The organism is Devosia epidermidihirudinis, assembly GCF_000971295.1.
In the GTDB taxonomy this organism is placed as follows: Bacteria; Pseudomonadota; Alphaproteobacteria; order Rhizobiales; family Devosiaceae; genus Devosia; species Devosia epidermidihirudinis.
Genome location: NZ_LANJ01000001.1, coordinates 84639 through 106238, shown reverse-complemented (window position 1 = coordinate 106238; position 21600 = coordinate 84639). Strand labels below are relative to the sequence as shown.

Sequence of the window (21600 nt, the reverse complement as noted above, 5' to 3'; positions counted from 1 at the left end):
ATGGATGGCTACCGGGCAAATGGAACCGAAGCGTGAAGGACATCCCCCGAATTGTTGAATTCGACTTCAAAGTTCACGGTGATCTTGCCGTCCACGAGCAGAATCTGGGAGCCGATACGCACATCGCTGCCGGAGCGGTCGCGCTGCTGTTCGCGCAGGTCGAAGGTAATCTTCTGACCCTGTAGCTTGCCGATGGCGAGGCCGGTAAATCCGGCGTTCGAACTCATGGCTGCTTCGTACTGCTTGGCATTGTCGTTGAACGCGATGGTGCCGCTGATCGACAGGTTTGCGCTGACGAGACTGCACCGGCCGGTATAGGTGACTTTGGTCTGGTTGCCCTTGGCAACGGCCAGACGGCAGCGGAAGGGCTCATTCTTGTCGCCACCGACCAGAGCGCCCTGGCCCTGCCAGTTGCCGATGTAAGAGCTCAGCAAAGCCAGCTCGGCTTCACCGGCAGACGCCGGGGATGCACCAAGCGCAGCGGCCTGAAACATCAGACCTGCTCCGAGCACCTTGAGAAAAGCATTCATACTTATTCGCCTCGTCTAACGATTGGTGCCAATCCCGTTTCAGGCAAGGCAACACTTATCCAAGAATCCCCAGCGTGAATGGTACACGCCACTTCTCGCCATTGGCAACTTATGCTGCCGTGGCCCGTTCTGTTCATGCAACCAACAATGGTGTGTCATGAAAGAACGTTCCGACGATAATCCAGCCCCACGCGCCGAAGTCGTTGATCGGATCTGGGAACTGGCCAAGAAGATCGACATCTGCATGTTCACGACCTGGGACGGTCATCAGCAGCGGAGTCGCCCGCTTTCCGCCCGTGTGCGGCGCGATGAGGGAGTAATATACTTCCTCGTTGACGTGTCTGGCGCAAAGAACGGTCAGCTCGAAGAATTCCCCACTGTGTCCCTCGCGTGGGTCGATAGTGGCGGTCATAAATATGCTGTGATCGCTGGTGAAGCGGCGCTGTCCAATGACCGAGCCAAGATCGCCGAGCTTTGGTCCGACTGGGACAAAGTGTGGTGGGAAGACGCCAACGATCCAACGATCCGTTTGATCACCGTGACCCCCGAGGACGGTGAACTCTGGGATAGCCCCAACGCAGTCGTTGCCGGCGCGAAAATGCTGGTGGCAGCTGTTACCGGGGCAGCCCCTGAAATGGGGGACAATGCCAAGGTAAAGCTCTAGGGCAGCCTCGGCGTGTCGAGCGGGACGGCCATCCCTCGCAATCCTCCATCGGGTCGTCCGCTCGTTTCGACTTCCTCCAATGCCGACATCTTGCGGCAAGGTCTTGAACGGGGGACATTTATTCCCATTTTGTGGCCATGAACGAGGGACAATCCATGACCTATGATCGCGTATCTGCCCAGTATGACATCGAAAAGAAGTCGCTGGTTGTGGCCTATGTGCTCTGGTTTTTCCTGGGCTATGTCGGTGCGCACCGGTTTTATCTTGGCCGCCCGCTGAGTGGCTTCCTGATGTTTGCCTTCTCAGCTGTGGTGCTGCTGCTGACGTTCGTCTCTTTTGGTGTGCTTGGCTTCCTGTGGTTCGTGGTGGGCCTGTGGTGGCTCATTGATGCGCTGCTGATCCCCGGCATGGCCGCTGGGCGCAACACTGCCATTGCGGACCGCGTGTTCTCGCGCCGCCGCTAAGCGGCTCAGGTTTTCCTGAGCCGGCTCTCCCGCAGCATCCCGGCCTCTTCCAGAATAGGATAGGCGACCGAGACCAGATGGGCGTTGATCCGTTTGAGATCACGCAGGATATCGAGGTGGATTTCGGTCGTCTGAAGCGTTGCAATCTGGCCATCCTGCAGGCGCGCCATGTGGCTGCTGGATGAGATTTTCTCCTTGTGCCGGATCGACACCTTGCTCTCCATCAGTCGCCGCGCCATGCGCTTGTCGCGGCTGAGGAACACGCCCTGGGCGAGCTGAAGATTGTCGATGGAGTCGAGATAGAGCTCCTCCAACTCCTGCATGCCTTCCTCGGAGAACAGCAATTGCTTCTCGATTTTCTTGAGGGTCATGCGCGAAAGGCTGCGCTCGATGATGTCGCCGACATGCTCGAGGTTGATCGCATAGTCTAGGATGGCATTTGCCTGCAGTGTCTCGGCGTCGTCCATTTTGGTGCGATCGATGCGAGCGAGGTAAAGCTTCACCGCGCCCTCGAGGGCATCGACCTTGTCATCGAGCGGGAAGATGCTCTGGCATAGCATTTCGTCATTGGTCTTGAGTGCGCCGAGGCTGACCTCGAGCATGTTCTCCACCACGTCACCAATGCGGAGCGTTTCCCGCGTCGCGGCGGCCAGCGCGGCCGGTGGATCGGCGAGTGCGGCTTCATCGAGATGGCGTGGCCCATATTCGCCCTCAATGGCCTTGTCGGGCAGAACGCGCGCCAGTGTGCGGGTCAGCGGGCCGATGAGCGGCAGGAAGATCGCCGCCAGCGCGATGTTGAAGCCCACATGGGCGTCGACCACGAGGCGGCCGAGATTGGTATAGCCACTGGTGAGCGGCACGATCCAGCCGATGGCGAACATCAGGATGACCGCCCCGAGCCCGCGCACCACGAGGTTGGTGACGGCAACGCGCCGCGCCGCTGGGCCTTCGGCGCTGGCCGCCAGTACCGGAGGCAGAGCGCCACCCAGATTGGCACCGGCAACAAGCAGCAGGCACAATTGCGCATCAATGCCACCGGCGGCGGCGAGCGACATCACCAGCAGAACAACCGCCAGGCTGGAGGCCGAAGCAGCCGCCAGTGCCGCAGACAATAGAATAGCAATGATGGGGGCATCGCCGAGGAGAGCGAAGAAGGCGGCGAGGGCCTCTGAATCGCGCATTGGCAATGTGGCTTCGGACATCAGCTTGAGTGACAAAAGCATGAGGCCGGCACCCAATACGGCTTCGCCAATGCCGCGGGTGCGCCGGTGTTGGCGGCCGGAGGCAATGACACCGACGAGAATGGCGGCAGGCGCAAGCCAGCCGAGGTCGAAGGCCAGAACCTGCGTCACGACACTGGTGCCGACATTGGCACCCAACATAACCGCCTGCGCCATCACCGGCGTGACCATGCCCTGCGCCACGAACGAGCTGACCATAATTGCCATGGCCGTGCTGCTCTGCAGGCCCAATGTGGTGACGAACCCAGTGCCAAAGGCCGCGAAGCGATTGCGGGTGCCCAACGACAGGAACCTCCGCAATTGCGGGCCAAAGGCGTGATTGATCCCGGCTTTGAGCATGCGTAGGCCCCAAAGCAACAGCGCAGCAGCGCCTAATAGGTCAATCAATAGGATGGTCGAGGACATGGAGCCGCTTTTCTGGACTTGAGGTGAGGAACAGCGCTGGCTGCTCGTCATATCGGCGGCGCAGAGCGGTCTTTAGGGAGGGAGCTTCGGCCTGCTGATATTTGTTTGCAAGTCTCGCAGTGCAATGAGCCTGATGGGCATTATTGCGCGAAGCAAATGAGACCATAATCCGCAATCATGGCCAAAGCGTGGGCCTGCAGCGAAAATGTTCACATTATCATCGTCTTGGCAGTAAGTTCGTTGGTGCTTTTTGGTGGGGGCGGTGGTGGCAAACCCTAGTCTCTGCGTAGGCGGGGATTTGCGGTTTGTCTGGCCATTTATTTGCGAGTGTTTCAATGCGGTCTTGGCTGATGGTCGGACGAGCTTGGCCCAATACCGAGCCTTGCGTCAGGCGCAGACGTACCCGGCGTCGCGTCTGGTTTACTTTATAATGAGCGTTCAGTATGGACTGATCGATCTGAATAGGGCTGATGTCGGATGACGGCTATCGAGCGTTTTATCGAACAGATGGGCTTGCTCTCCCAAGAGGGGGGCGGCGCACGCATTGCCGGGCGCATTTTTGGCCTGTTGCTGGTCGAAGGGCGCGAGATGAGCCTGCACGAGATCAGTGAACGGCTACAGGTGAGCCGCGCCAGCGTCAGCACCAATGCCCGTGAACTTGCCAAGCGTAGTATTTTGCGGCTGACTAGCCATGCGGGAGACCGGCAGGATTACTACGAATTATCTGAATCTCCGTACTTTACCATGTTGGAGCAGATGGCTGAGCAGTTTCACCGTCATGCTCGCGTAATCGCCGAGTGCATTGTGCCGATGGAGGGAGTCGCCCCGGAGGCACTCCAACGCATTGGTGACCTATCTAATTTTTATGAGAAATCTGCCGAGATACTTCAGAATTGGGCTGTAGCCCTGCGCGAAGACAAGGCGCCCCACAAGGACGTAGAATGACCGAAGCACACGAAAAACCGGATTGGGCGCAAAGCAAGCGCGAGAAGGACAACGCACGCCGCGTTGCGGAGGGGTTGAAGCCTCGCCGCAGGATCATGCCATGGGTGGTGCTGGGCGTTGTCGTCTTCGGCATTGCAGCCTTCGTGCTGACCCGTCCCCCAGCGGAAGAACCCACTGAGGAAGCGGCGAACACGGAAGTCGTCCGCCAGCTGCTCAAGACCGAAATCTCGGAAATCGCGCCAGCGACCTTGCGTCAAACCGCAAAGGTTACGGGTACGCTCGTTCCTGCGCGTCAGTCGGCTGTTGCTTCGCAGGCATCTGGTCGTGTGCTCAGCGTCGCCGTTCGTCCCGGCGATACCGTTGCGGCAGGCTCCGTGCTGGCCGAAATCGATCGTGCCAATCTCGAATTCCAGGTGAACCAGCAGCGCGCAACCGCTGACGGCACTCGCGCCCAGCTCCTGTCCGCGCAGCAGGCACTTGAGCGCACGCAGGAACTGGCTCGCCAGGGTCTTGCAAGCCCCTCAACGCTTGAACAGGCCCGTTCGTCCACGGCCGCACTCGAAGCCAATCTGGCGGCGCTTGAAAGCGGCGTTCAGGCCGCCGAACTGGCGCTGAGCAACGCCACTGTGGTGTCGCCCCTCGATGGTACTGTGTCCGAGCGCTCCGTTGAACCCGGCCAGACCATCAATGCCGGTACGCCACTGTTCACCATCGTCAATCTCTTCGAGATGGAGTTCCAGGCTTCGGCTTCGGTCAACTCCAGCGCGCTTGTCACCCCTGGTCAGTCCGTGGCTGTGACGGTCAATGGCCTCGATAATCAGACCTTCACCGGCAGCGTCACCCGCGTGAACCCTGTTGCCCTTTCGGGTACTCGCACCGTGCCGATCTATATTGCTCTCGAAAACGGGCAGGGTCGTCTGCGTGGCGGTATGTTCGCTACGGGTGAAATCACCGTTGCCGAACAGGCTGACGCGATTGCCGTGCCCCTGGCCGCGATCCGTGAAGATGCTGATGGCAACTATGTGCTCAAGCTCTCGAACGGCACTCTGATCCGTCAGGCCGTGGAAGTTGGCGATGCCTGGGATCGCGGCCGTCTGGTCGAAGTCACCGGCCTCACCATTGGCGACAGTGTTGTCACCGCCCCGCTCACCGAGCTGTCCGTTGGTCAAGCCTACGAAATCGTTGAGGGCTGATCGATGTTTCTAACCCGTATCAGCGTCAATCACCCGGTTTTCGCCACCATGATCATGGTGGCGATCATGGTGTTTGGCGTTTACTCCTATCAGCGTCTGCCGATTGAGCAGATGCCGGCCGTCGACTTCCCCGTCGTGGCGGTGGTCGTCAGCTATCCGGGCGCATCGCCCGAGGCCGTTGAGGCCGACATCGTCAAACCCATCGAAGATGCCGTCAACACCATCGCCGGCCTCGACACCATCCAGTCCACCGCCCAGGCCGGCCAGGCGCTGATCATCATGATCTTCGACCTGGAAGCCAATTCGCAGGAAAAGGCGCAGGACGTTCGCGACAAGATCGACCCGGTCAAGGCTCGCTTGCCAAGCGGCGCCAACGATCCGCAGGTGCTGCGGTTTGACCCGAGCGCCTTGCCGATCCTCTCGCTCGCTGTGAGCTCCGATACGCTGTCGGATCGCGATCTGACTGCACTGACGCAGGACATCATCGTCAAGCGCCTCTCCAACATCACCGGTGTTGGTAGCGCCTCCGTCGTTGGTGGCGTGCCGCGCCAGCTCAACATTCTGATCGACCCTGACCGCCTGACCGCCTTCAACATCAGCCCCAATGCCGTCATCTCGGCGCTGCAGGCTGCCAACAAGGATCTCGCCGCCGGTTCGATCACCCAGGGCAGCATCGTTCAGTCCATCCAGGTTCTGGGTCGTCTCGTCGACGAACAGGCCTTCTATGACGTCATCGTCGGCAATCAGGGCGGCCAGCCGGTCACCCTGCGCGACGTGGCGACGATCGAAGACGGTACCGGCGAAGCGTCCAGCCTTGCCATTCTCAATGGCGAGCGCGCGCTGGCCGTCGATATCCTCAAGACGCAGGGCGCCAATACCGTTGGCGTCGCTGAATCCATCCGCAAGACCATCAACGACCTGCTGACCAAGGAACTCCCGGAAGGCACCGTCAAAATCGAGGTCGTGGTGGACAATGCCAAGCCGGTGGAGGACTCGTTCCACGCCGTGCAGAACATGCTGATCGAAGGCGCCGCCCTGGCGGTGATCATCGTCTTCCTGTTCCTCAACTCCTGGCGCTCGACCATCATTACCGGTCTGACCCTGCCCATCTCCATCATCGGTACGATGGTGGCGCTGAGCGTGCTTGGATTTACCCTCAACATGATGACGCTGCTGGCACTGTCGCTGGCGGTGGGTATCCTGATCGACGACGCCATCGTGGTGCGTGAAAACATCACGCGACACCTGCATATGGGCAAGTCCCACCGGCAGGCGGCGTTTGACGGCACTAATGAAATCGGCCTCGCCGTGATGGCGACGACGCTTTCCATCGTAGCCGTGTTCCTCCCCGTTGCCTTCATGGACGGCATTATGGGGCGGTTCTTCCTGCAGTTCGGCGTGACCGTTTCGGTGGCAGTGCTGATCTCGTTGTTCGTTGCCTTCACTCTCGATCCGATGATGTCGAGCGTGTGGTACGATCCGGCATCGCATCCAAACGCCAAGCGCGGCCCAATCGGGCGGCTCGTGGCGCAGTTTGACCGCCTGTTTGAGTGGATCAGTGAAGGCTATCGCCATCTGATCCGCTGGGGCCTGAAGTATCGCAAGTCGGTGCTGCTGATCGCGGTCATGTCCTTTGTCGGCGCAATCATGCTGTTCCCGCGTGTTGGTGTGGAATTCATTCCATCCACCGACAATGGCAACTTCACCGTTTCGGTGGAAACCCCAGCTGGTTCGAGCAAGGAATATACCGGCGCGAAGCTCCGTCAGGCCGAAGCCATCATCCGCAAGCTGCCAGTGGTTGAAACCACCTACTCGACAGTTGGCGGCAGCATCTCCTCAGCCGGTGCCAATACGGGCTCGATGACGGTGACGCTGGTGGACAAGGAACATCGTGACATCACGCCAGTTCAACTGATGCCGCAGATCCGCCAGGCTCTGGTTGCCGTCCCCGGCGCCAAGTTCGTGGTGTCGTCTGCATCGGGTATCGGTGGTTCCAGCGCGCCTGTTTCGATCACCATCTATGGCGATAGCTTCACCGTGCTGGATACCCTCGCGGACCAGCTGGTGGGCGAGCTCAAGCAGATCAACGGCCTGATCGACATCAAGTCGAGCCTCGACGAGGCTCAGCCTGTGGTTGGCATTACGGTCAATCGCGACCTTGCCGACAATCTCGGCGTGTCCCTTGGGCAGGTCGCGGCAACACTTGGGCCATTGATCGCCGGCGACGAAGTGGCCGACTGGACTGCGCCAAATGGCCAGATCTACAAGGTCGTGGTGCGTCTGCCAGCTGAGCTGCGCAATGACATCGACGCCATCGGCAACCTGCCGATCGCCCAGTCGGGCGCCAGCGGGTCCAATGGCATGGTGACGCTGTCGCAGGTGGCTGACGTGATCCAGAGCACGGGTCCGGCAACCATCAACCGCAAGGATCTGCAGCGCGGCGTGACCGTCGAGGCCTATCTCGAAGGCATCGAGCTTGGCTCGGTGACGGCCCAGCTACAACAGGCGGTCGACAAGCTCGACCTGCCAATCGGCTACCGCACCTCGTTTGGCGGTGAAGTCGAGCAGATTGCTGACACGATGGGTGCCATCGGTTCGGCTCTGCTGCTCGCCGTCATCTTCATCTACCTCGTGCTGGCAAGCCAGTTCGGCAGCTTCCTGCAGCCAATCGCCATCATGGGCTCGCTCCCGCTCGCCCTGATCGGCGTGATGGTGGGGCTGTTGGTTGGTGGCTCCACGCTGAATATGTTCTCGGCAATCGGCTTCATCATGCTGATGGGTCTGGTGGTGAAGAACGCCATTCTGCTCGTGGACAATGCCAACCAGCACGTACGTGCCGGCATGAACCTCTACGAGGCTCTGGTTGAAGCGGGTGTGACCCGTTTCCGCCCGATCATCATGACCACCCTGGCCATGATTTTCGGCATGCTGCCGCTGGCGCTCAGCCTGCATGAAGGTAGCGGCCAGAACGCTCCGATGGCCCACGCGGTGATCGGCGGTCTGATCAGCTCGACGGCACTGACCCTGTTGGTGGTGCCGGTGTTGCTGACCTACCTCGATACGTTCAGTGCCTTCACCCGCCGGTTCATGCCCAAGAGCCCCGACGCGGTGGAACACGCCCACGAAGACGAACTGGAAAACAAGGTTCCAGCGCAATAATCCCCACGGGCGCCAGTCAATCTGGCGCCCGTTTTGTTTTGGGCTTAGCCGATGTGGGATGAACGCCCGTTCGATGAGCCTTCGCGCATGATTTCGCCGGTCATATTAGTGTTGGCGAATGAGCCGAGGAACAGGATCAGTCCGGCGACGTCCTCCGGCTGCGAAAGCTTCCCGCTTGGAATCTTAGCCGCGAGGGCGTCACGTTTCAGCTGGCCGTCACCGACAGCGGGATGTGTGAGGGTGACACCGGGCGCGACGGTGTTGACCAGCAGGCCGTCCTTGCCGACTTCCCATGCCAAAGAGCGGGCAAAGCCTTCCAGCGCAGTCTTTGCCGTTAGATACGCGGTGCCATTGGGCAGGCCTTCACTTGCGCTACCGCTGGAAATGATCACCAGGCGGCCCGCATTGGCACGAAGATCGGGCAGGGCGACGGCTATGGTGCGAATGGTGCCCTCGAGGTTGATGGTGACGTCGTTTAGCCACTCATCAAGCGGGGTGTCCGTAAAGCTGCGCCACTCTGGCTGGGCGACTGCGTTGGCAATGAGCACGTCGATGGGGCCGAGGCGGGTGCGGGCCTCTGCGAACGCGCTGTCGATAGTTTTGGCGTCAGCCAGATCAAGGTGGACAGCGAGGGCCTCGCCACCTGCCGCAGCGATGGTCTCGACTACGGCATCGGCACGATCTTTCGATCCACTATAGGTGATCGCGACGCGCGCGCCCTCTGCGGCGAAGGTGAGGGCGGTCGCGCGGCCGATCCCCGAGGACGCGCCGGTGACCACAACGGTTTTGCCTTTGAGCCCGAGGTCCATTTTCTTGTCTCTCAGATTGGTTGGGGCGTGATGGTGGCAGAGGCAGTCAAGGTCTGCCCGGGCGCGAGCACTTGCGGTGGGGCGGTGCCGGGCTCGGTGCGATTGTGGGCGTCTACGCTATGGCTCACCGGCTCGATGCAGACCGCGCTGCTCTCATTTGATGGGGAGTAGACCATGAGCGTGGAGAGGGGCGTGCAGGCGGTGAGCGTGACGCCAAGGGCGTGCTCTGGCCAGTCGAGGCGGGCTGCTTGGTCCCAGCCCGTGAAAGCCATGTTGATCCATCTCTCGGGGAGGGCGCTTGTCTGGCGGAAGTCGAAAGCGGCCGGGCCGTCGAGTGGCAGGAAACTGTCGGGGAGGTGGTCTCTGTGCTCAGTCCAGCAGCCATCGGCTGAGAAGGTGAGGGTGGCCCTCGGCGTGCGAGTGAACCAGGGGTGGAAACCGACGCCATAGGGCAGGCTGATATCGGCGCGGTTGGTGACGATGAGGCGCATGGACAGTGCACCAGCCCTGAGCGTGTAGGTAAGCTGGGCGTCGTATCGGAACGGGCCGGGCCCCTCGGACTTGAGGGCGAGGGTTGCGCTGCCTGGCGTGTGCTCTTCCACGACCCAGGCGGACTGAAAGCCGTTTCCGTGATTGGGGTATTGATCACTGGGATTGTTGGGCGCGAGGGGGTGGAATTGCCCATCGTGCCAGAAGCCGCCGCCAGAAATGCGGTTGGCGAAAGGTATCATGACTTGGCAGCCCAACGCAAAGGCGTCGGTGCGCCCGGCATTGGGCGACACATCGAAAACTGGGATCACCGCGCCATGCGAGACGTAGTCGTAACGGCCCACGGAGCCGCCCATGCTCGGGTGGATTTCCACGCGCGCGATGCCGTCATCGAGCACCAGTAACTCATCCATCGCGGAACTCCCCGTCTTCCACAGCGTGGCAAAGTGCCCGTTGACTATACGATAATAGAAATCTAATTGTCATACATATTTTGACACCGCAAGCCACTGGCGGCGGTGCGAATTGGCCACCATGGAGGATGGAATGGGCATTCAGGCAAGCGGCAATTATTGGGTACTCGAAAGCGGTGATGCTGCTTATGCGATGGGCGTCGAGGCGGGTGGCGTGCTGGTGCACACCTATTGGGGGCGCAAGCTTCCACGTCTCTCGGACTATCCTGCGGCCGAGCGAGCCAAACATTTTTCCGCTGACCATGTGCTGCAGCTGACGGCACAGGAAGTGACGACCGGCGAGGCCAGCGCCTCGGATGAGCGCACGCTCGACGCGACCATTGCGGGTGGTCATCTGCGCGGCCTGGTACTGCGATTTGAGTCGGCGGAGGTCGGCGACAACACGCTGGCGATTACGCTGCGCGATGCTGATCTGAACCTGCGCGTGGTGTTGACTTATGGCACGCTGGACCAGCGTGGCCTGTTCACCCGCGCCTTGTCGGTGATCAACGATGGCGAGCGCGAGGTGAAACTGACCCGCGTGTTCACCGGTGCGTTCAACCTGCCTGTTGGTGGCGAATTTGCCATCAATCACCTCAGCGGCCGCTGGGGCGACGAGTTCCGCATGAACCGCGACCCGATGGGCTTTGGCACCATTCAGCGCGATAGCCGTCGCGTCATCACCTCGCATGGTGGCGTGCCGTACTTCGCCGTCGATCGCAATGAGCCGGGGCTGGCAGCGAGCGAAGAGGCGGGTGAAGTCTGGTTCGGTACGCTGCAGTGGAGCGGCAACTGGCGGTTGATCGCTGAGCGCACGCGCGATGATCGCGGTATCATTCACCTCGGTCTGAACGATCATGATTTCGCCTGGGACCTGCAGTCTGGCGAGGCGTTTGATGCGCCGCGCGTGGTCTATGGCTATTCGGCAAATGGCTTTGGTGCGATGAGCCGCGCCTATCACGATCTGATCCGTCAGGACCTGTCGCCACGGCCGAATTTTGTGGCGCCGATTGTCTATAACTCCTGGTACGCGACGCTGTTTGACGTGGACCAGGAAGGCCAGACGGCGCTGGCCGACAAGGCCGCCAAGATGGGCGTTGAGCTTTTTGTCATGGATGACGGCTGGTTCCATGGCCGCAACACCGACAAGGCGGGCCTTGGCGACTGGTGGCCCGACGAGGTTAAGTTCCCCAAGGGCCTGACGCCGCTGATCGATGCGGTGAAGGAACGTGGCATGCAGTTCGGTCTCTGGATCGAGCCAGAAATGGTCAATCCGGACTCCGATCTCTATCGCGCGCATCCCGACTGGGTGCTGCATTATGAGGGGCGCGAGCGCTCGCTGATGCGCAATCAGTCGATCCTCAATATGGGTCGCGTCGATGTGCAGGATTATCTGATCGACATCTTCGATCGCCTGCTGACCGAGAACCCGATCGACTTCATCAAATGGGACATGAATCGATCGGCCAGCGAGGCTGGCTGGCCAACCCACGAGCGCGATGCGCGTGAAATCTGGGTGCGTTATGTCGAGGGGCTCTATCGCGTCTGGGGCGAGCTGCGTGCGCGCCATCCGAACGTGATCTGGGAAAACTGCTGTAGCGGTGGCGGCCGTGTCGATCTCGGCATGATGGCGCTGACCGAACAGAGCTGGACCAGCGACAATACCGTTCCGGCGGCGCGCCTGCTGATCCAGGAAGGCTACAGCCAGCTGTTCCCGGCCAACACCATGGCCGGCTGGGCGACTGACGAAGAGCGCCACGAATATCCGCTCGATTTCCGTTTCCATGTCAGCATGGCCGGTGCCCTCGGTGTCGGTGGCAATCTGCTCGATTGGAGCGATGAGGAGTGTTCGGTGGCTGCTGGCCATCTGGCGCGCTTCAAGGAAATCCGCCATCTGGTGGCGGGTGGCGACCTCTATCGCCTGCGTTCGGCGCATCACCATGCCGTCAGCGCATTTGCTTATGTCGCGCGCGACAAAGCCGAAGCTGTGCTCTTTGTGTTCCGCGTTCACAGCGCGCGACTGGGTGCCAATCCGGCGATCCGCATTGCCGGACTCGATCCTGAAGCGCTCTACGCGGTTGAAGGCTCGGACGTGGTGCGGACTGGGCGTGCCTGGGCCGAAATTGGCCTGATCCCAACCATCAAGAACCTTCAGAGCCAGATTCTGCGTTTCACACGCGTGTGAATATGTAGGATATATCTGGCTTTCATGTAGACATTATATCCTACATATTTTAGCAATCATCTATTCGCGGACGCCTGAGGAGGGGTCCGCGATCTCAAAAGGGAGGAAACTATGACCGCAAGGTTGGGGCGCAATCGCGCTTTCACGGCTCTTATGTTTACTGCTGCGCTGCTGACGTCGACGGCAGCGTTTGCCCAGAATTACAGCCAGGCGCCTGTGCTGGATGGCGTGGCTGGTCTGCCACCTATCGCCGAGCGCCTGCCGCTTGATCCACTGGTGGTGCCACCTGTGGAAAGCATCGGCCAGTATGGCGGCACGCTGCACAATATCTCGCGCGACGAACTCGACTGGCTGCGCCAGCTGATCATGGTCGAGCCATTTGCCCGCTATGAACGCGACGTGTCGGGCGTGCGCCCGAACGTGTTGGAAAGCTGGACCTGGAACGACGCCTACACCGAAATCACCATGAACTTCCGCGAGGGCATGAAGTGGTCGGACGGCGAGACGTTCAGCGCCGATGATTTCATGTTCTTCTGGAACGACATGGTGCTCGATGAATCCATCCCGGTTGGCCTGCCATCGGGCACCGTGGTCGCCGACAAGCCGATGTCGGTCGAAAAGCTCGACGACTATGCCGTCAAGCTGACCTTCGCAGCGCCAAACCCGCTGTTCATGGAGCTCGCGTCGCGCGGTCACTACAACAGCGCGCAGTGGCTGGTGCCAGCGCACTACCTCAAGCAGTTCCACCCCAAGTATTCCGAGGTCAAGGATACGACCGAGCTCATGGCTCGCTACAACGCGACCTCGCGTCTGCAGCAGGTTGGCATGCCGACCCTGGCGGGCTGGGTTGTGACCGAATACACCGCTGGTCAGCGTATCGTCGCGCAGCGTAACCCCTACTACTGGAAGGTCGATCCCGAAGGGCATCAGCTGCCGTACATCGACACTATCGACACCTCGATTGCGACCGCTGACAGCGCGCGCCAGTCGGTTCTGCTCAACGGCATGGCTGGCAAGATCGACTTCCAGGCGCGCGAGTTCAACCTCTCCGACGTTTCGCTGCTGATGCAAAATCAGGAAGCGGGCGACTACACCATCAAGATGTGGAGCCGCGGCGACTTCGCCTGGCCATGGCTGATGATCACGTATGATCACAAGGACGCGGGTATCGTTGATCTGTTCTACGAACAGAACTTCCGTATCGCCCTGTCGCAGGCCATGGATCGCAACAAGTACAATGATGTTGTGACTTTTGGTCTGGCCAAGCCGCGCCAGTTCTCGATGAGCCCGGAAAGCCCGGAATTCCGCTCGGCTGAAGGTCAGGAAGTCTATCAGCAGTGGTCGAACCAATACATCGACTACGATCCTGAACTGGCCAAGAGCCTGCTCGATGAGCTGGGCGTGGTCGACAAGGATGGTGACGGCTGGCGTGATCGTCCCGATGGGACCAAGCTGCAGCTGATCGTGGACATGACTGCCTCCGATCCCCAGACCATCGCCGTGATGGATCTGGTCAAGGAAGACTGGGATGCCATCGGCATCGACACCATCCTCAACCCGATCGACAACAGCGCACTGACGACCCGCGCTGAAAGCGGCGACATGATGATGCGTGCCTGGCCAAGCGCGGCAGGGTGGGGCTTGATGTCCGCACCAACCGTGTGGGCGCCAGTGGAAGCTCGCGAATGGTCGATGGGCGGTATCAGCATCTCCCGCTACTTCCAGAGCGGTGGCACCGAGGGCACGGCCCCACGTCCAGGCTCGATGCTGGAAAAGCTGCAGAACGCCTATGAGTTCGCCACCGAGCAGGTCGATCCTGCGGCGCGCGACGCGGCACTGCTCGATGCTTACCGCATCTATCTCGAAGACGGCCCGATCACTCTCGGGACCATCGGCGAGCATCCAAGCCCGGTACTGGTGTCCAACAAGCTGCACAACGTGCCTGATACCGGCATGATCGGCAGCCACGACTTCGGCTTCCCGGCAACTGCAGACCCAGAGCAGTTCTACTTCACCAAGTAAAACTCTCCCGCCGGTGCCTGCGCGTCAGCAGGCACCGGCACTTAATCAGGGATGGCTGCGATGCCCATATACATTGCCAAGCGCCTGCTGATCATGGTGCCGACCTTGCTGATGATCATGGTCGTTGGCTTCATCATCATGAAACTTCCGGCGAGCGACTTCGTCAGCCAGTATGTTTTGCGCCAGGCTGCGCAGGGCAATACCGGCATCGTGGCGCAACAGGACATGCTGCGCGAGCAGTTCGGCCTCAATCGGCCGCTCTACGAGCAGTTCTTCACCTGGGTGGTCAATTTCTTCCGGGGCGATCTGGGCATTTCGTTCTCAGACCTTCGTCCGGTCAGCACCATCATCATGGAACGCCTGCCAGCAACGCTGGTCGTGTCGGCCATGGCGTTCATCGTGTCCTGGGGCATTGGCATTCCACTGGGTGTCTATTCGGCCACCCACCAGTATTCGCCTGGCGATATCGGGCTGACGGCCTTCGCCTTCATCGGTATCGGGCTGCCCGACTTCCTTCTGGCGCTGATCTTCCTCGTCTTCGCTTTCCTTGCGACCGGCGACGTGCTGCTGGGGCTGAACTCCATGCAATATGTCAACCAGCCGTTCTCACTGGCCAAGGCATTGGATTTCCTGTCCCACGCATGGCTCAGCGTGACAGCCGTGGCGTTCACCGGCACCGCCTTCATTATGCGCGTGACCCGCAACAACATGCTCGAAGAGCTGGGCAAGCCCTATGTGATGACGCTGCGCGCCAAGGGCCTGCCTGAAAAGGTGGTGATCTGGAAGCATGTGTTTCGCAATGCGCTGCATCCGCTGGTGACCCTATTTGGGCAGGTGCTGAGCTTCCTGATCAATGGCTTTGCCATCACCTCGATCGTGCTCAACCTGCCGACCATCCAGACCACCTATCTGCAGGCCACCATCCAGCAAGACATGTACCTCGCCGGCGCCATTCTGGTGCTGATCGCCGTCACCGTGATGGTGGGTAACCTCATCTCCGACGTGATGCTGGCCTGGCTCGACCCAAGGGTGCGCTATGACTGATATTGCAGCAGACGCCATTTCCGCCGCGCCCGCGGCCAAGGCCGAGCGCACCACGGTGTTGTCGGTTCGCCAGCTGACCTGGCGCAAATTCCTGCGCAACAAGCTGGCCGTTGTCGGGCTGATCATTCTGGTCATCATGTATCTGTCGGCTCTGCTGGCTGGTTTCATCGCGCCCTATGGGGATCGCGAAACCCATGGCCAGTTTGCCCGGCAGGCGCCGCACGGCCTCAACTTCTTCGATGAAACCGGTGCCTTCCATCCGGTGCCGTTCGTCTATGGCCTCAAGCGCACGCTGGACCCCAAGACATTCCAGCAGGTCACGACCATCGTGCCCGAGCAGAAGTATCCGTTGCAGCTATTCGTGAAGGGCCAGCCGTACTCGATCCTGGGGCTCATCAAGTCCGACATCCGCCTGTTTGGTGTCGAAGCGCCCGGTAAGCTGTTCATCTTCGGCACCGATACCAAGGGCCGCGATGTGTTCAGCCGCATTCTCTATGGCGCGCAGGTGTCGCTGACTGTCGGCCTGGTAGGCGTGGCGCTGTCGCTGCTGATTGGCGTCAGCATGGGCCTGATTACTGGCTATTTCGGTGGCTGGTTCGACAATGTGGTGCAGCGCGTCATCGAGATGACCATGGCGTTCCCGCAGATCCCGCTCTGGCTGGCTCTGGCGGCGCTGATCCCGCCAACGTGGAGCTCAGCACAGGTCTATTTTGCCATCTCTATCGTGCTGTCGGTGCTGACCTGGGGCAGTCTGGCTCGCCAGGTGCGCGCCATGGTGCTTTCGCTTAAAACATCGGACTTCGTTCGGGCCGCCAAGTACTCCAACGCCTCCACGGCCCGCGTCATGGTCAAGCATCTGCTGCCATCCACGATGAGCCACGTGCTGGTGATCGCAACGCTGACCATCCCCTCGATGATTTTGGGCGAGACAGCACTGAGCTTCCTCGGGCTCGGCATCAAGCCGCCGATGACCAGCTGGGGCCTGCTGCTCAATGAAGCTCAGAGCGTTCAGGTGATTATCGAGCTGCCATGGCTGCTGATCCCGGCAATCTTTGTGGTGCTCACCATCATCTCCTTCAACTTCGTTGGCGACGGCATGCGCGATGCAGCCGATCCCTTCTCCAGATGACGGGGCGAAACATGTCTGAACCGCTGATCGAAATCGAAGGCCTCGTCACCGAATTCCGCACCGAAGGTGGTGTGGTGCGGGCCGTCAACGGCATCGACTTCTCCATCCCCAAGGGCGGCACTGTTGCCGTGCTGGGGGAGAGTGGGTGCGGCAAGTCCGTGACCGGGCAGTGCCTGCTCAATCTCGTGCGCAAGCCGGGCTATATCGCCTCGGGTAGCATTCGCTATCACGGGGGCGACAAGCCGGTTGATATCACCAAGCTCAAGCCGACCTCGGAAGCCATGCGCAAGCTGCGTGGCCCCGAGATCGCGATGATCTTTCAGGAGCCGATGACCTCGTTTGACCCGCTGTTTACGGTGGGCGAGCAGATCATCGAAATGTTGATGGCGCATCAGCGCTTCCCCAATCGGCGCGAAGCGCGCGAGCACGCCATTGAAATGCTGCGAAAGGTTCGCCTGCCAAGCCCCGAGATCATCGTTGATCGCTATCCCCACCAGCTCTCGGGCGGGATGCGGCAGCGCGTGATGATTGCGCTGGCGCTGAGCTGCGGGCCAAAGCTGTTGATCGCCGACGAGCCGACGACGGCGCTCGACGTGACCACGGAAAGCCAGATTCTCGATCTGCTGCGCCAGCTGCAGGGGGAGATGGATATGGCGATGATGTTCATCACCCACGATCTCGCGGTGGCCTCTGAAATCGCCGACGAAGTGGTGGTGATGTATCTCGGCTATATCGTCGAGCGCGGTCCGGTGGCGGAAGTGCTCAGCGCGCCGCAGCACCCCTATACCCAGGCCCTGTTGGACTCGATCCCCAAGCTGACGGACAGCGCGTCGACCCGGCTCAATGCCATTCAGGGCATGGTGCCGACGCCTGACCAGATGCCGTCCGGTTGCCCCTTCCATACCCGCTGCACCAAGTTCATGGCCGGCCTGTGCGATCAGAAGCTGCCCGGGCTCTATGAAAGCAGCGCGGGTCATGTGGCGCGGTGCTTCCTTGCTGATCCTCAATTTGCAGGAGCTGCAGCATGACCGCACTTCTCGAAGTTCGTGGCGTCAAAAAGAGCTTCTCGCTGTCCAGCGGCATTTTCGGCAAGACGACCGGCGAGGTCCGGGCACTCGACGATGTGTCGTTCACCGTGCCTGCCGGATCGACTGTAGGGCTGGTGGGCGAGAGCGGTTGCGGCAAATCCACCATGGGCCACACCATTATGGGTGGTCTGCAGGCTGATGCCGGCGAGATCATCTTCAATGATCCCGAACTGGGGCAGGTTGATCTCGTCAAAGCCGACAAGTATGTGCGCCACAAGACGCGGCTCAACATGCAGATGATCTTTCAGGACCCGAACTCATCGCTGAACCCGCGTATGACACTGCTCGATCTGATCGGCGAACCGCTGCTGATCAATCGCGTGCTCAAAGGCAAGGCGCTGGAAGATCGTGTGGCGCAATTGCTTGAGCAGGTGGGCCTGTCGACGCGCTATATGCGGCGCTATCCCCATGCTTTGTCGGGTGGCCAGCGCCAGCGCGTCGTCATTGCCCGGGCATTGGCGCTCAATCCACGCCTCGTGGTGGCGGACGAGCCCATCTCGGCGCTCGACGTGTCCATTCAGGCCCAGACGCTTAACCTAATGAAGGACCTGCAGGCCGAACGGCAGCTGACCTACTTGTTTGTTGCCCACGACCTGGGCGTGGTGAACCATTTCACCGACACGACGGTGGTAATGTATCTCGGTCGCGTGGTGGAGACGGGTCCGACCAAGGCCATGTTCCAGCGCCCCCTGCATCCCTATTCAGAGGCGCTGATCGCCAGCGTCCCACGCATTGGCGCGCACAAGAGCGGCACCAAGCGCGCGGCGGTCGGCGAAGTGCCAAGCGCGGCTAACCCTCCGTCAGGGTGTCATTTTCATCCACGCTGCCCCTATGCGCAGGACATTTGCCGCGCCACAGTGCCGGACCTGCGCACTGTGGGTGACCGCAGCGTGCGCTGCCATTTCGCCGACGAACTCAATCTGGCCGGCATAGATAGCCCGGCCGTTCCCCCCATTCCATCAGTTGCCAGTATCTCGGAGAGCGGCCTGTGAAGATTACCTCGATCACCGCGCGCGTGTGTAACGCCGAGATGCGAAACTGGGTTTTCGTGCGTGTTGAAACGGACGTGCCCGGCCTCGTCGGCTGGGGCGAAGCCACGCTTGAGTTCAAGACCCGCGCCGTTATCGGTGCGTTGCAGGATCTGGAGCCGATGCTGATCGGGCAGGACCCGCGCAATATTGAGCAGTGCTTCCAGATCATGACCAAGCATGGCTTCTGGCGCATGGGTGTGATCGGCATGTCGGCGATCAGCGGCATCGAAATGGCGCTGTGGGATATTCTGGGCAAGGATCTGGGCGTGCCGGTCTGGCGCCTGCTGGGCGGCAATGTGCGCGAGTATCTACGCACCTACACCCATCTGGGCCTCGGTGACATGCGTGCCGTGTACGAGTCCGAGACGACGACGTCGCTGGTCGATCATGGTCGTCATGTCGTTGGCCTTGGCTATGACGCGATCAAGGTCGTTTGCATTCCCTATACCCACTATCTGACCCCGGCGCGTGACGCCGAACGGGTTGGTCGCATGTTGGGCGATCTGCGCAGCGCGGTTGGGCCCGATATCGACATCATGGTCGATTTCCATGGTCGCCCGGCCTCGGTTGCAGCCGCCATTCCTTACATCGAGGCGATGGTCGACGCTGATATCATGTTCGTTGAAGAACCCGTGCCGCCCGAGGATCTGGCGGGCCATATCGCCATCACGCAGGTGTCGCCCATCCCCGTGGCGTCTGGCGAGCGGCTGATCGGTCGCCGTGAGTTCGAGCCCGCCTTGCGCCAGCGCGCCTTCCACATTGCCCAGCCCGATATCTGCCATACGGGCGGTTTGGGCGAGGCCAAGAAAATCGCGGCTATGGCCGAGACGGCTGGCATTGGACTGGCGCCGCACAACCCGCTCGGCCCGATTGCTGGCGTTGCGGCGCTGCACTTCGGTCTGTCGACGCCCAATGTTATCATTCAGGAAGAAATGTCCGGCGCGGTGGCCTGGTATGGCGATGTCGTGCAGTGGCCGATCGACCGCAAGCCGGGCCGCTGGGACCTGCCGACAGCACCGGGCCTTGGCATCGAAGTGGATGAAAAGGTGATCGAGGCGCACCCGTTCAAGCCTGATATTCTTCATCCGCGCAACGCAGTGATGCCCGACGGCACGATAGTGGATTGGTAGAGCAATGACGGACCGCCTCAAGGGCAAACGCGCGATTGTAACCGGCGCAGGGCAGGGGATCGGCGAAGCCATCGCCCGCGCCTTTGCCCGCGAGGGCGCTGCGGTGATCGTGGCTGAAAAGAACGCGGTGACGGGCGATAAGGTCGCTGCCGATATCCGTGCCAATGGCGGCGTGGCCCATAGCGTGCCGACCGACGTGACGGACAAGGCGGCGGTCGAGCAGCTGCACGCCAAGACCATTGAGCTGCTAGGTGGCATCGACATTCTCGTCAACAATGCCGGTGCCAATGTTTTCCATGAACCTCTGGCCATGCCGGAGGAGGAATGGGAGCGCTGCTTCAAGCTTGATCTGGAGGCCGCCTGGAGCTGTGCGCGGGCTGTGCTGCCGCATATGCTGGAACAGGGCGGTGGCAGCATCGTCAACATCGCCTCGACCCACTCGTTCAAGATCATTCCGCACACCTTCCCCTATCCGGTGGCAAAGCATGCCTTGATCGGGCTGACGCGGGCGCTGGCGATTGAATATGCTGCGCAGGGCGTGCGCGTGAATGCGATTGCGCCGGGCTATATCATGACCCCGATTGCCGAAGCGTACTGGAACACGTTCCCCGATCCTGCAGCCGAAAAGCTGCGCGCGGAGACGCTCCATCCACCCCGTCGCATCGGTCGCCCCGAGGAGGTCGCCAACACCGCCATTTTCCTTGCTTCCGACGAGGCACCATTCATCAACGCAGAAACCATCATGATCGATGGTGGTCGCTCTGCGCTCTACCACGACTGAATCTGAGGCCGGTGCTTTAGCGTCATAAGTGTGCTAGCAAACAAGTCCTCAACCTGGATAAATTCATGTCCGTGAATACTGCCGTGCCTGATAGCAAGTCTACCACTGGACCTGCTTCCTTTGTTCGAGAACGCGTATTGGGCGTTCTGGGGCGGCGGATTTTGTCGGGTCACTACAAGCAGAATGTCGTTCTGCCGACCGAAGCCCAGCTCTGCGAAGAGTTTGGCGTTAGCCGCACTGCGATGCGTGAAGCTATCAAGATGCTGGCCGCCAAGGGCATGATCGTGTCGCGCCAACGCGCCGGCACCCGCGTTCAGGAGGCCTCTAACTGGAACCGGCTCGACCCCGACGTTCTCGAATGGATGAATGGCATCGACTTTGATCCAGACTTTGTGCGTGGCCTGATCGAAGCCCGCCAAGCCATCGAGCCTGCCGCCGCCAGGCTTGCCGCCATGCGCGCTACGGCCAAGGACCTCGCTTTGATCGAGGAGGCCTATGATGCCATGTGCGCAGCGCCAACCACCGATCTCGCCGCCTGCGCCGAGGCCGACGTAGCGTTCCACGCCTCGATCCTGCGGGCGAGTCACAACCCGATCTTCGCCGGGCTCGTCAGCCTGATCGGCCAATCGCTGGCCAATTCGTTCCGGCTGACCACTTCGGTTTCCCAGAGCTATGTGACCACCCTCGATGCTCACGGGGATGTGCTCGAGGCCATCCGCCTGCGCCAGCCCGAAATCGCCAGCGAACGCATGCGTGCGCTGATCGAAATCGCCTCGTCTGATCTGCTGCGGCACACTGCGGAGTTGCGCAAGACGGCCTGATCCGCTGATGGTAGAGAT

18 protein-coding genes are annotated in these 21600 nt (G+C 60.7%); 14 read left to right on the top strand and 4 right to left on the bottom strand.

What is annotated here, in order from left to right; genetic code table 11:
* Positions 1-8: 8 nt before the first annotated feature.
* Positions 9-530, bottom strand: coding sequence for a heme-binding beta-barrel domain-containing protein (locus WH87_RS00480; RefSeq protein ID WP_046137769.1), 522 nt, complete (start codon positions 528-530; stop codon positions 9-11).
* Positions 531-687: 157 nt separating this feature from the next.
* Between WH87_RS00480 and WH87_RS00475 the strand changes: the two genes are divergently transcribed.
* Both WH87_RS00475 and WH87_RS00470 read left to right on the top strand, forming a co-directional pair.
* Positions 688-1194, top strand: a complete 507-nt coding sequence (locus tag WH87_RS00475; protein WP_046137770.1) for a pyridoxamine 5'-phosphate oxidase family protein — start codon at positions 688-690, stop codon at positions 1192-1194.
* Between the two features lie 155 nt (positions 1195-1349).
* Entirely contained in the window at positions 1350-1658 is a 309-nt protein-coding gene (locus tag WH87_RS00470; RefSeq protein ID WP_046137771.1) for a TM2 domain-containing protein, read from the top strand.
* A 5-nt stretch (positions 1659-1663) separates the two neighbouring features.
* On the opposite strand, the gene WH87_RS00465 is transcribed toward WH87_RS00470, so the two are convergent.
* On the bottom strand, positions 1664-3304 hold the full coding sequence (locus WH87_RS00465) for a Na/Pi cotransporter family protein (protein ID WP_046137772.1): 1641 nt from the start codon (positions 3302-3304) through the stop codon (positions 1664-1666).
* Between the two features lie 477 nt (positions 3305-3781).
* Between WH87_RS00465 and WH87_RS00460 the strand changes: the two genes are divergently transcribed.
* From WH87_RS00460 to WH87_RS00450, 3 genes are read left to right on the top strand one after another with little or no spacing between them, the layout of a single operon-like run.
* Complete coding sequence (locus tag WH87_RS00460; protein WP_046137773.1) at positions 3782-4249, top strand: GbsR/MarR family transcriptional regulator; 468 nt, start codon at positions 3782-3784, stop codon at positions 4247-4249.
* Positions 4246-5442 carry an efflux RND transporter periplasmic adaptor subunit gene (locus WH87_RS00455; RefSeq protein ID WP_046137774.1) on the top strand — a complete coding sequence of 399 codons (1197 nt, stop codon included), beginning with the start codon at positions 4246-4248 and terminating at the stop codon, positions 5440-5442. The genes WH87_RS00460 and WH87_RS00455 overlap by 4 nt, the downstream gene beginning before the upstream one ends.
* 3 nt (positions 5443-5445) lie before the next feature.
* A complete protein-coding gene (locus WH87_RS00450) occupies positions 5446-8601 on the top strand; it encodes an efflux RND transporter permease subunit (protein ID WP_046137775.1) in 3156 nt (1051 codons plus the stop codon).
* A gap of 44 nt (positions 8602-8645) precedes the next feature.
* Here WH87_RS00450 and WH87_RS00445 read toward each other — a convergent pair whose 3' ends face one another.
* Both WH87_RS00445 and WH87_RS00440 read right to left on the bottom strand, forming a co-directional pair.
* A complete protein-coding gene (locus tag WH87_RS00445; protein ID WP_046137776.1) occupies positions 8646-9410 on the bottom strand; it encodes an SDR family NAD(P)-dependent oxidoreductase in 765 nt (254 codons plus the stop codon).
* A gap of 11 nt (positions 9411-9421) precedes the next feature.
* The gene (locus tag WH87_RS00440) at positions 9422-10312 is read right to left on the bottom strand and encodes an aldose 1-epimerase (RefSeq protein WP_046137777.1); all 891 of its coding nucleotides are present in this window, start codon (positions 10310-10312) and stop codon (positions 9422-9424) included.
* A 133-nt stretch (positions 10313-10445) separates the two neighbouring features.
* On the opposite strand from WH87_RS00440, the gene WH87_RS00435 reads away from it, so the two are divergent.
* The 9 genes from WH87_RS00435 to WH87_RS00395 all read left to right on the top strand — a co-directional run bounded on the left by WH87_RS00435 (position 10446) and on the right by WH87_RS00395 (position 21582).
* Positions 10446-12536: an alpha-galactosidase gene (locus tag WH87_RS00435; RefSeq protein WP_052726226.1), complete on the top strand. Its 2091-nt coding sequence runs from the start codon at positions 10446-10448 to the stop codon at positions 12534-12536.
* A 111-nt stretch (positions 12537-12647) separates the two neighbouring features.
* Positions 12648-14558 (top strand): ABC transporter substrate-binding protein, encoded by a 1911-nt coding sequence (locus WH87_RS00430; RefSeq protein WP_082092418.1) that lies wholly within the window; start codon positions 12648-12650, stop codon positions 14556-14558.
* 60 nt (positions 14559-14618) lie between these two features.
* Positions 14619-15602 carry an ABC transporter permease gene (locus WH87_RS00425; protein WP_046137858.1) on the top strand — a complete coding sequence of 328 codons (984 nt, stop codon included), beginning with the start codon at positions 14619-14621 and terminating at the stop codon, positions 15600-15602.
* Positions 15595-16731: an ABC transporter permease gene (locus WH87_RS00420; RefSeq protein WP_046137779.1), complete on the top strand. Its 1137-nt coding sequence runs from the start codon at positions 15595-15597 to the stop codon at positions 16729-16731. The genes WH87_RS00425 and WH87_RS00420 overlap by 8 nt, the downstream gene beginning before the upstream one ends.
* Positions 16732-16742: 11 nt before the next feature.
* Positions 16743-17759 (top strand): ABC transporter ATP-binding protein, encoded by a 1017-nt coding sequence (locus tag WH87_RS00415; protein WP_245622275.1) that lies wholly within the window; start codon positions 16743-16745, stop codon positions 17757-17759.
* Positions 17756-18811, top strand: coding sequence for an ABC transporter ATP-binding protein (locus tag WH87_RS00410; RefSeq protein ID WP_046137781.1), 1056 nt, complete (start codon positions 17756-17758; stop codon positions 18809-18811). Before WH87_RS00415 ends, WH87_RS00410 begins: the two co-directional genes overlap by 4 nt.
* On the top strand, positions 18808-19980 hold the full coding sequence (locus tag WH87_RS00405; protein WP_046137782.1) for an enolase C-terminal domain-like protein: 1173 nt from the start codon (positions 18808-18810) through the stop codon (positions 19978-19980). Before WH87_RS00410 ends, WH87_RS00405 begins: the two co-directional genes overlap by 4 nt.
* 4 nt (positions 19981-19984) lie before the next feature.
* On the top strand, positions 19985-20761 hold the full coding sequence (locus tag WH87_RS00400) for an SDR family oxidoreductase (protein WP_046137783.1): 777 nt from the start codon (positions 19985-19987) through the stop codon (positions 20759-20761).
* Positions 20762-20826: 65 nt separating this feature from the next.
* Positions 20827-21582, top strand: a complete 756-nt coding sequence (locus WH87_RS00395; protein WP_046137784.1) for a FadR/GntR family transcriptional regulator — start codon at positions 20827-20829, stop codon at positions 21580-21582.
* Positions 21583-21600 lie beyond the last annotated feature (18 nt).

Excerpts from the sequence above, each read along its gene's own strand:
- WH87_RS00480 (WP_046137769.1), bottom strand. The coding sequence starts at position 530 with ATGAATGCTTTTCTCAAGGTGCTCGGAGCAGGTCTGATGTTTCAGGCC.
- WH87_RS00470 (WP_046137771.1), top strand. The coding sequence starts at position 1,350 with ATGACCTATGATCGCGTATCTGCCCAGTATGACATCGAAAAGAAGTCG.
- WH87_RS00415 (WP_245622275.1), top strand. The coding sequence starts at position 16,743 with ATGTCTGAACCGCTGATCGAAATCGAAGGCCTCGTCACCGAATTCCGC.
- WH87_RS00400 (WP_046137783.1), top strand. The coding sequence starts at position 19,985 with ATGACGGACCGCCTCAAGGGCAAACGCGCGATTGTAACCGGCGCAGGG.
- WH87_RS00455 (WP_046137774.1), top strand. The coding sequence starts at position 4,246 with ATGACCGAAGCACACGAAAAACCGGATTGGGCGCAAAGCAAGCGCGAG.
- WH87_RS00450 (WP_046137775.1), top strand. The coding sequence starts at position 5,446 with ATGTTTCTAACCCGTATCAGCGTCAATCACCCGGTTTTCGCCACCATG.
- WH87_RS00410 (WP_046137781.1), top strand. The coding sequence starts at position 17,756 with ATGACCGCACTTCTCGAAGTTCGTGGCGTCAAAAAGAGCTTCTCGCTG.
- WH87_RS00465 (WP_046137772.1), bottom strand. The coding sequence starts at position 3,304 with ATGTCCTCGACCATCCTATTGATTGACCTATTAGGCGCTGCTGCGCTG.
- WH87_RS00435 (WP_052726226.1), top strand. The coding sequence starts at position 10,446 with ATGGGCATTCAGGCAAGCGGCAATTATTGGGTACTCGAAAGCGGTGAT.
- WH87_RS00475 (WP_046137770.1), top strand. The coding sequence starts at position 688 with ATGAAAGAACGTTCCGACGATAATCCAGCCCCACGCGCCGAAGTCGTT.
- WH87_RS00425 (WP_046137858.1), top strand. The coding sequence starts at position 14,619 with ATGCCCATATACATTGCCAAGCGCCTGCTGATCATGGTGCCGACCTTG.
- WH87_RS00440 (WP_046137777.1), bottom strand. The coding sequence starts at position 10,312 with ATGGATGAGTTACTGGTGCTCGATGACGGCATCGCGCGCGTGGAAATC.
- WH87_RS00430 (WP_082092418.1), top strand. The coding sequence starts at position 12,648 with ATGACCGCAAGGTTGGGGCGCAATCGCGCTTTCACGGCTCTTATGTTT.
- WH87_RS00395 (WP_046137784.1), top strand. The coding sequence starts at position 20,827 with ATGTCCGTGAATACTGCCGTGCCTGATAGCAAGTCTACCACTGGACCT.
- WH87_RS00460 (WP_046137773.1), top strand. The coding sequence starts at position 3,782 with ATGACGGCTATCGAGCGTTTTATCGAACAGATGGGCTTGCTCTCCCAA.
- WH87_RS00445 (WP_046137776.1), bottom strand. The coding sequence starts at position 9,410 with ATGGACCTCGGGCTCAAAGGCAAAACCGTTGTGGTCACCGGCGCGTCC.
- WH87_RS00420 (WP_046137779.1), top strand. The coding sequence starts at position 15,595 with ATGACTGATATTGCAGCAGACGCCATTTCCGCCGCGCCCGCGGCCAAG.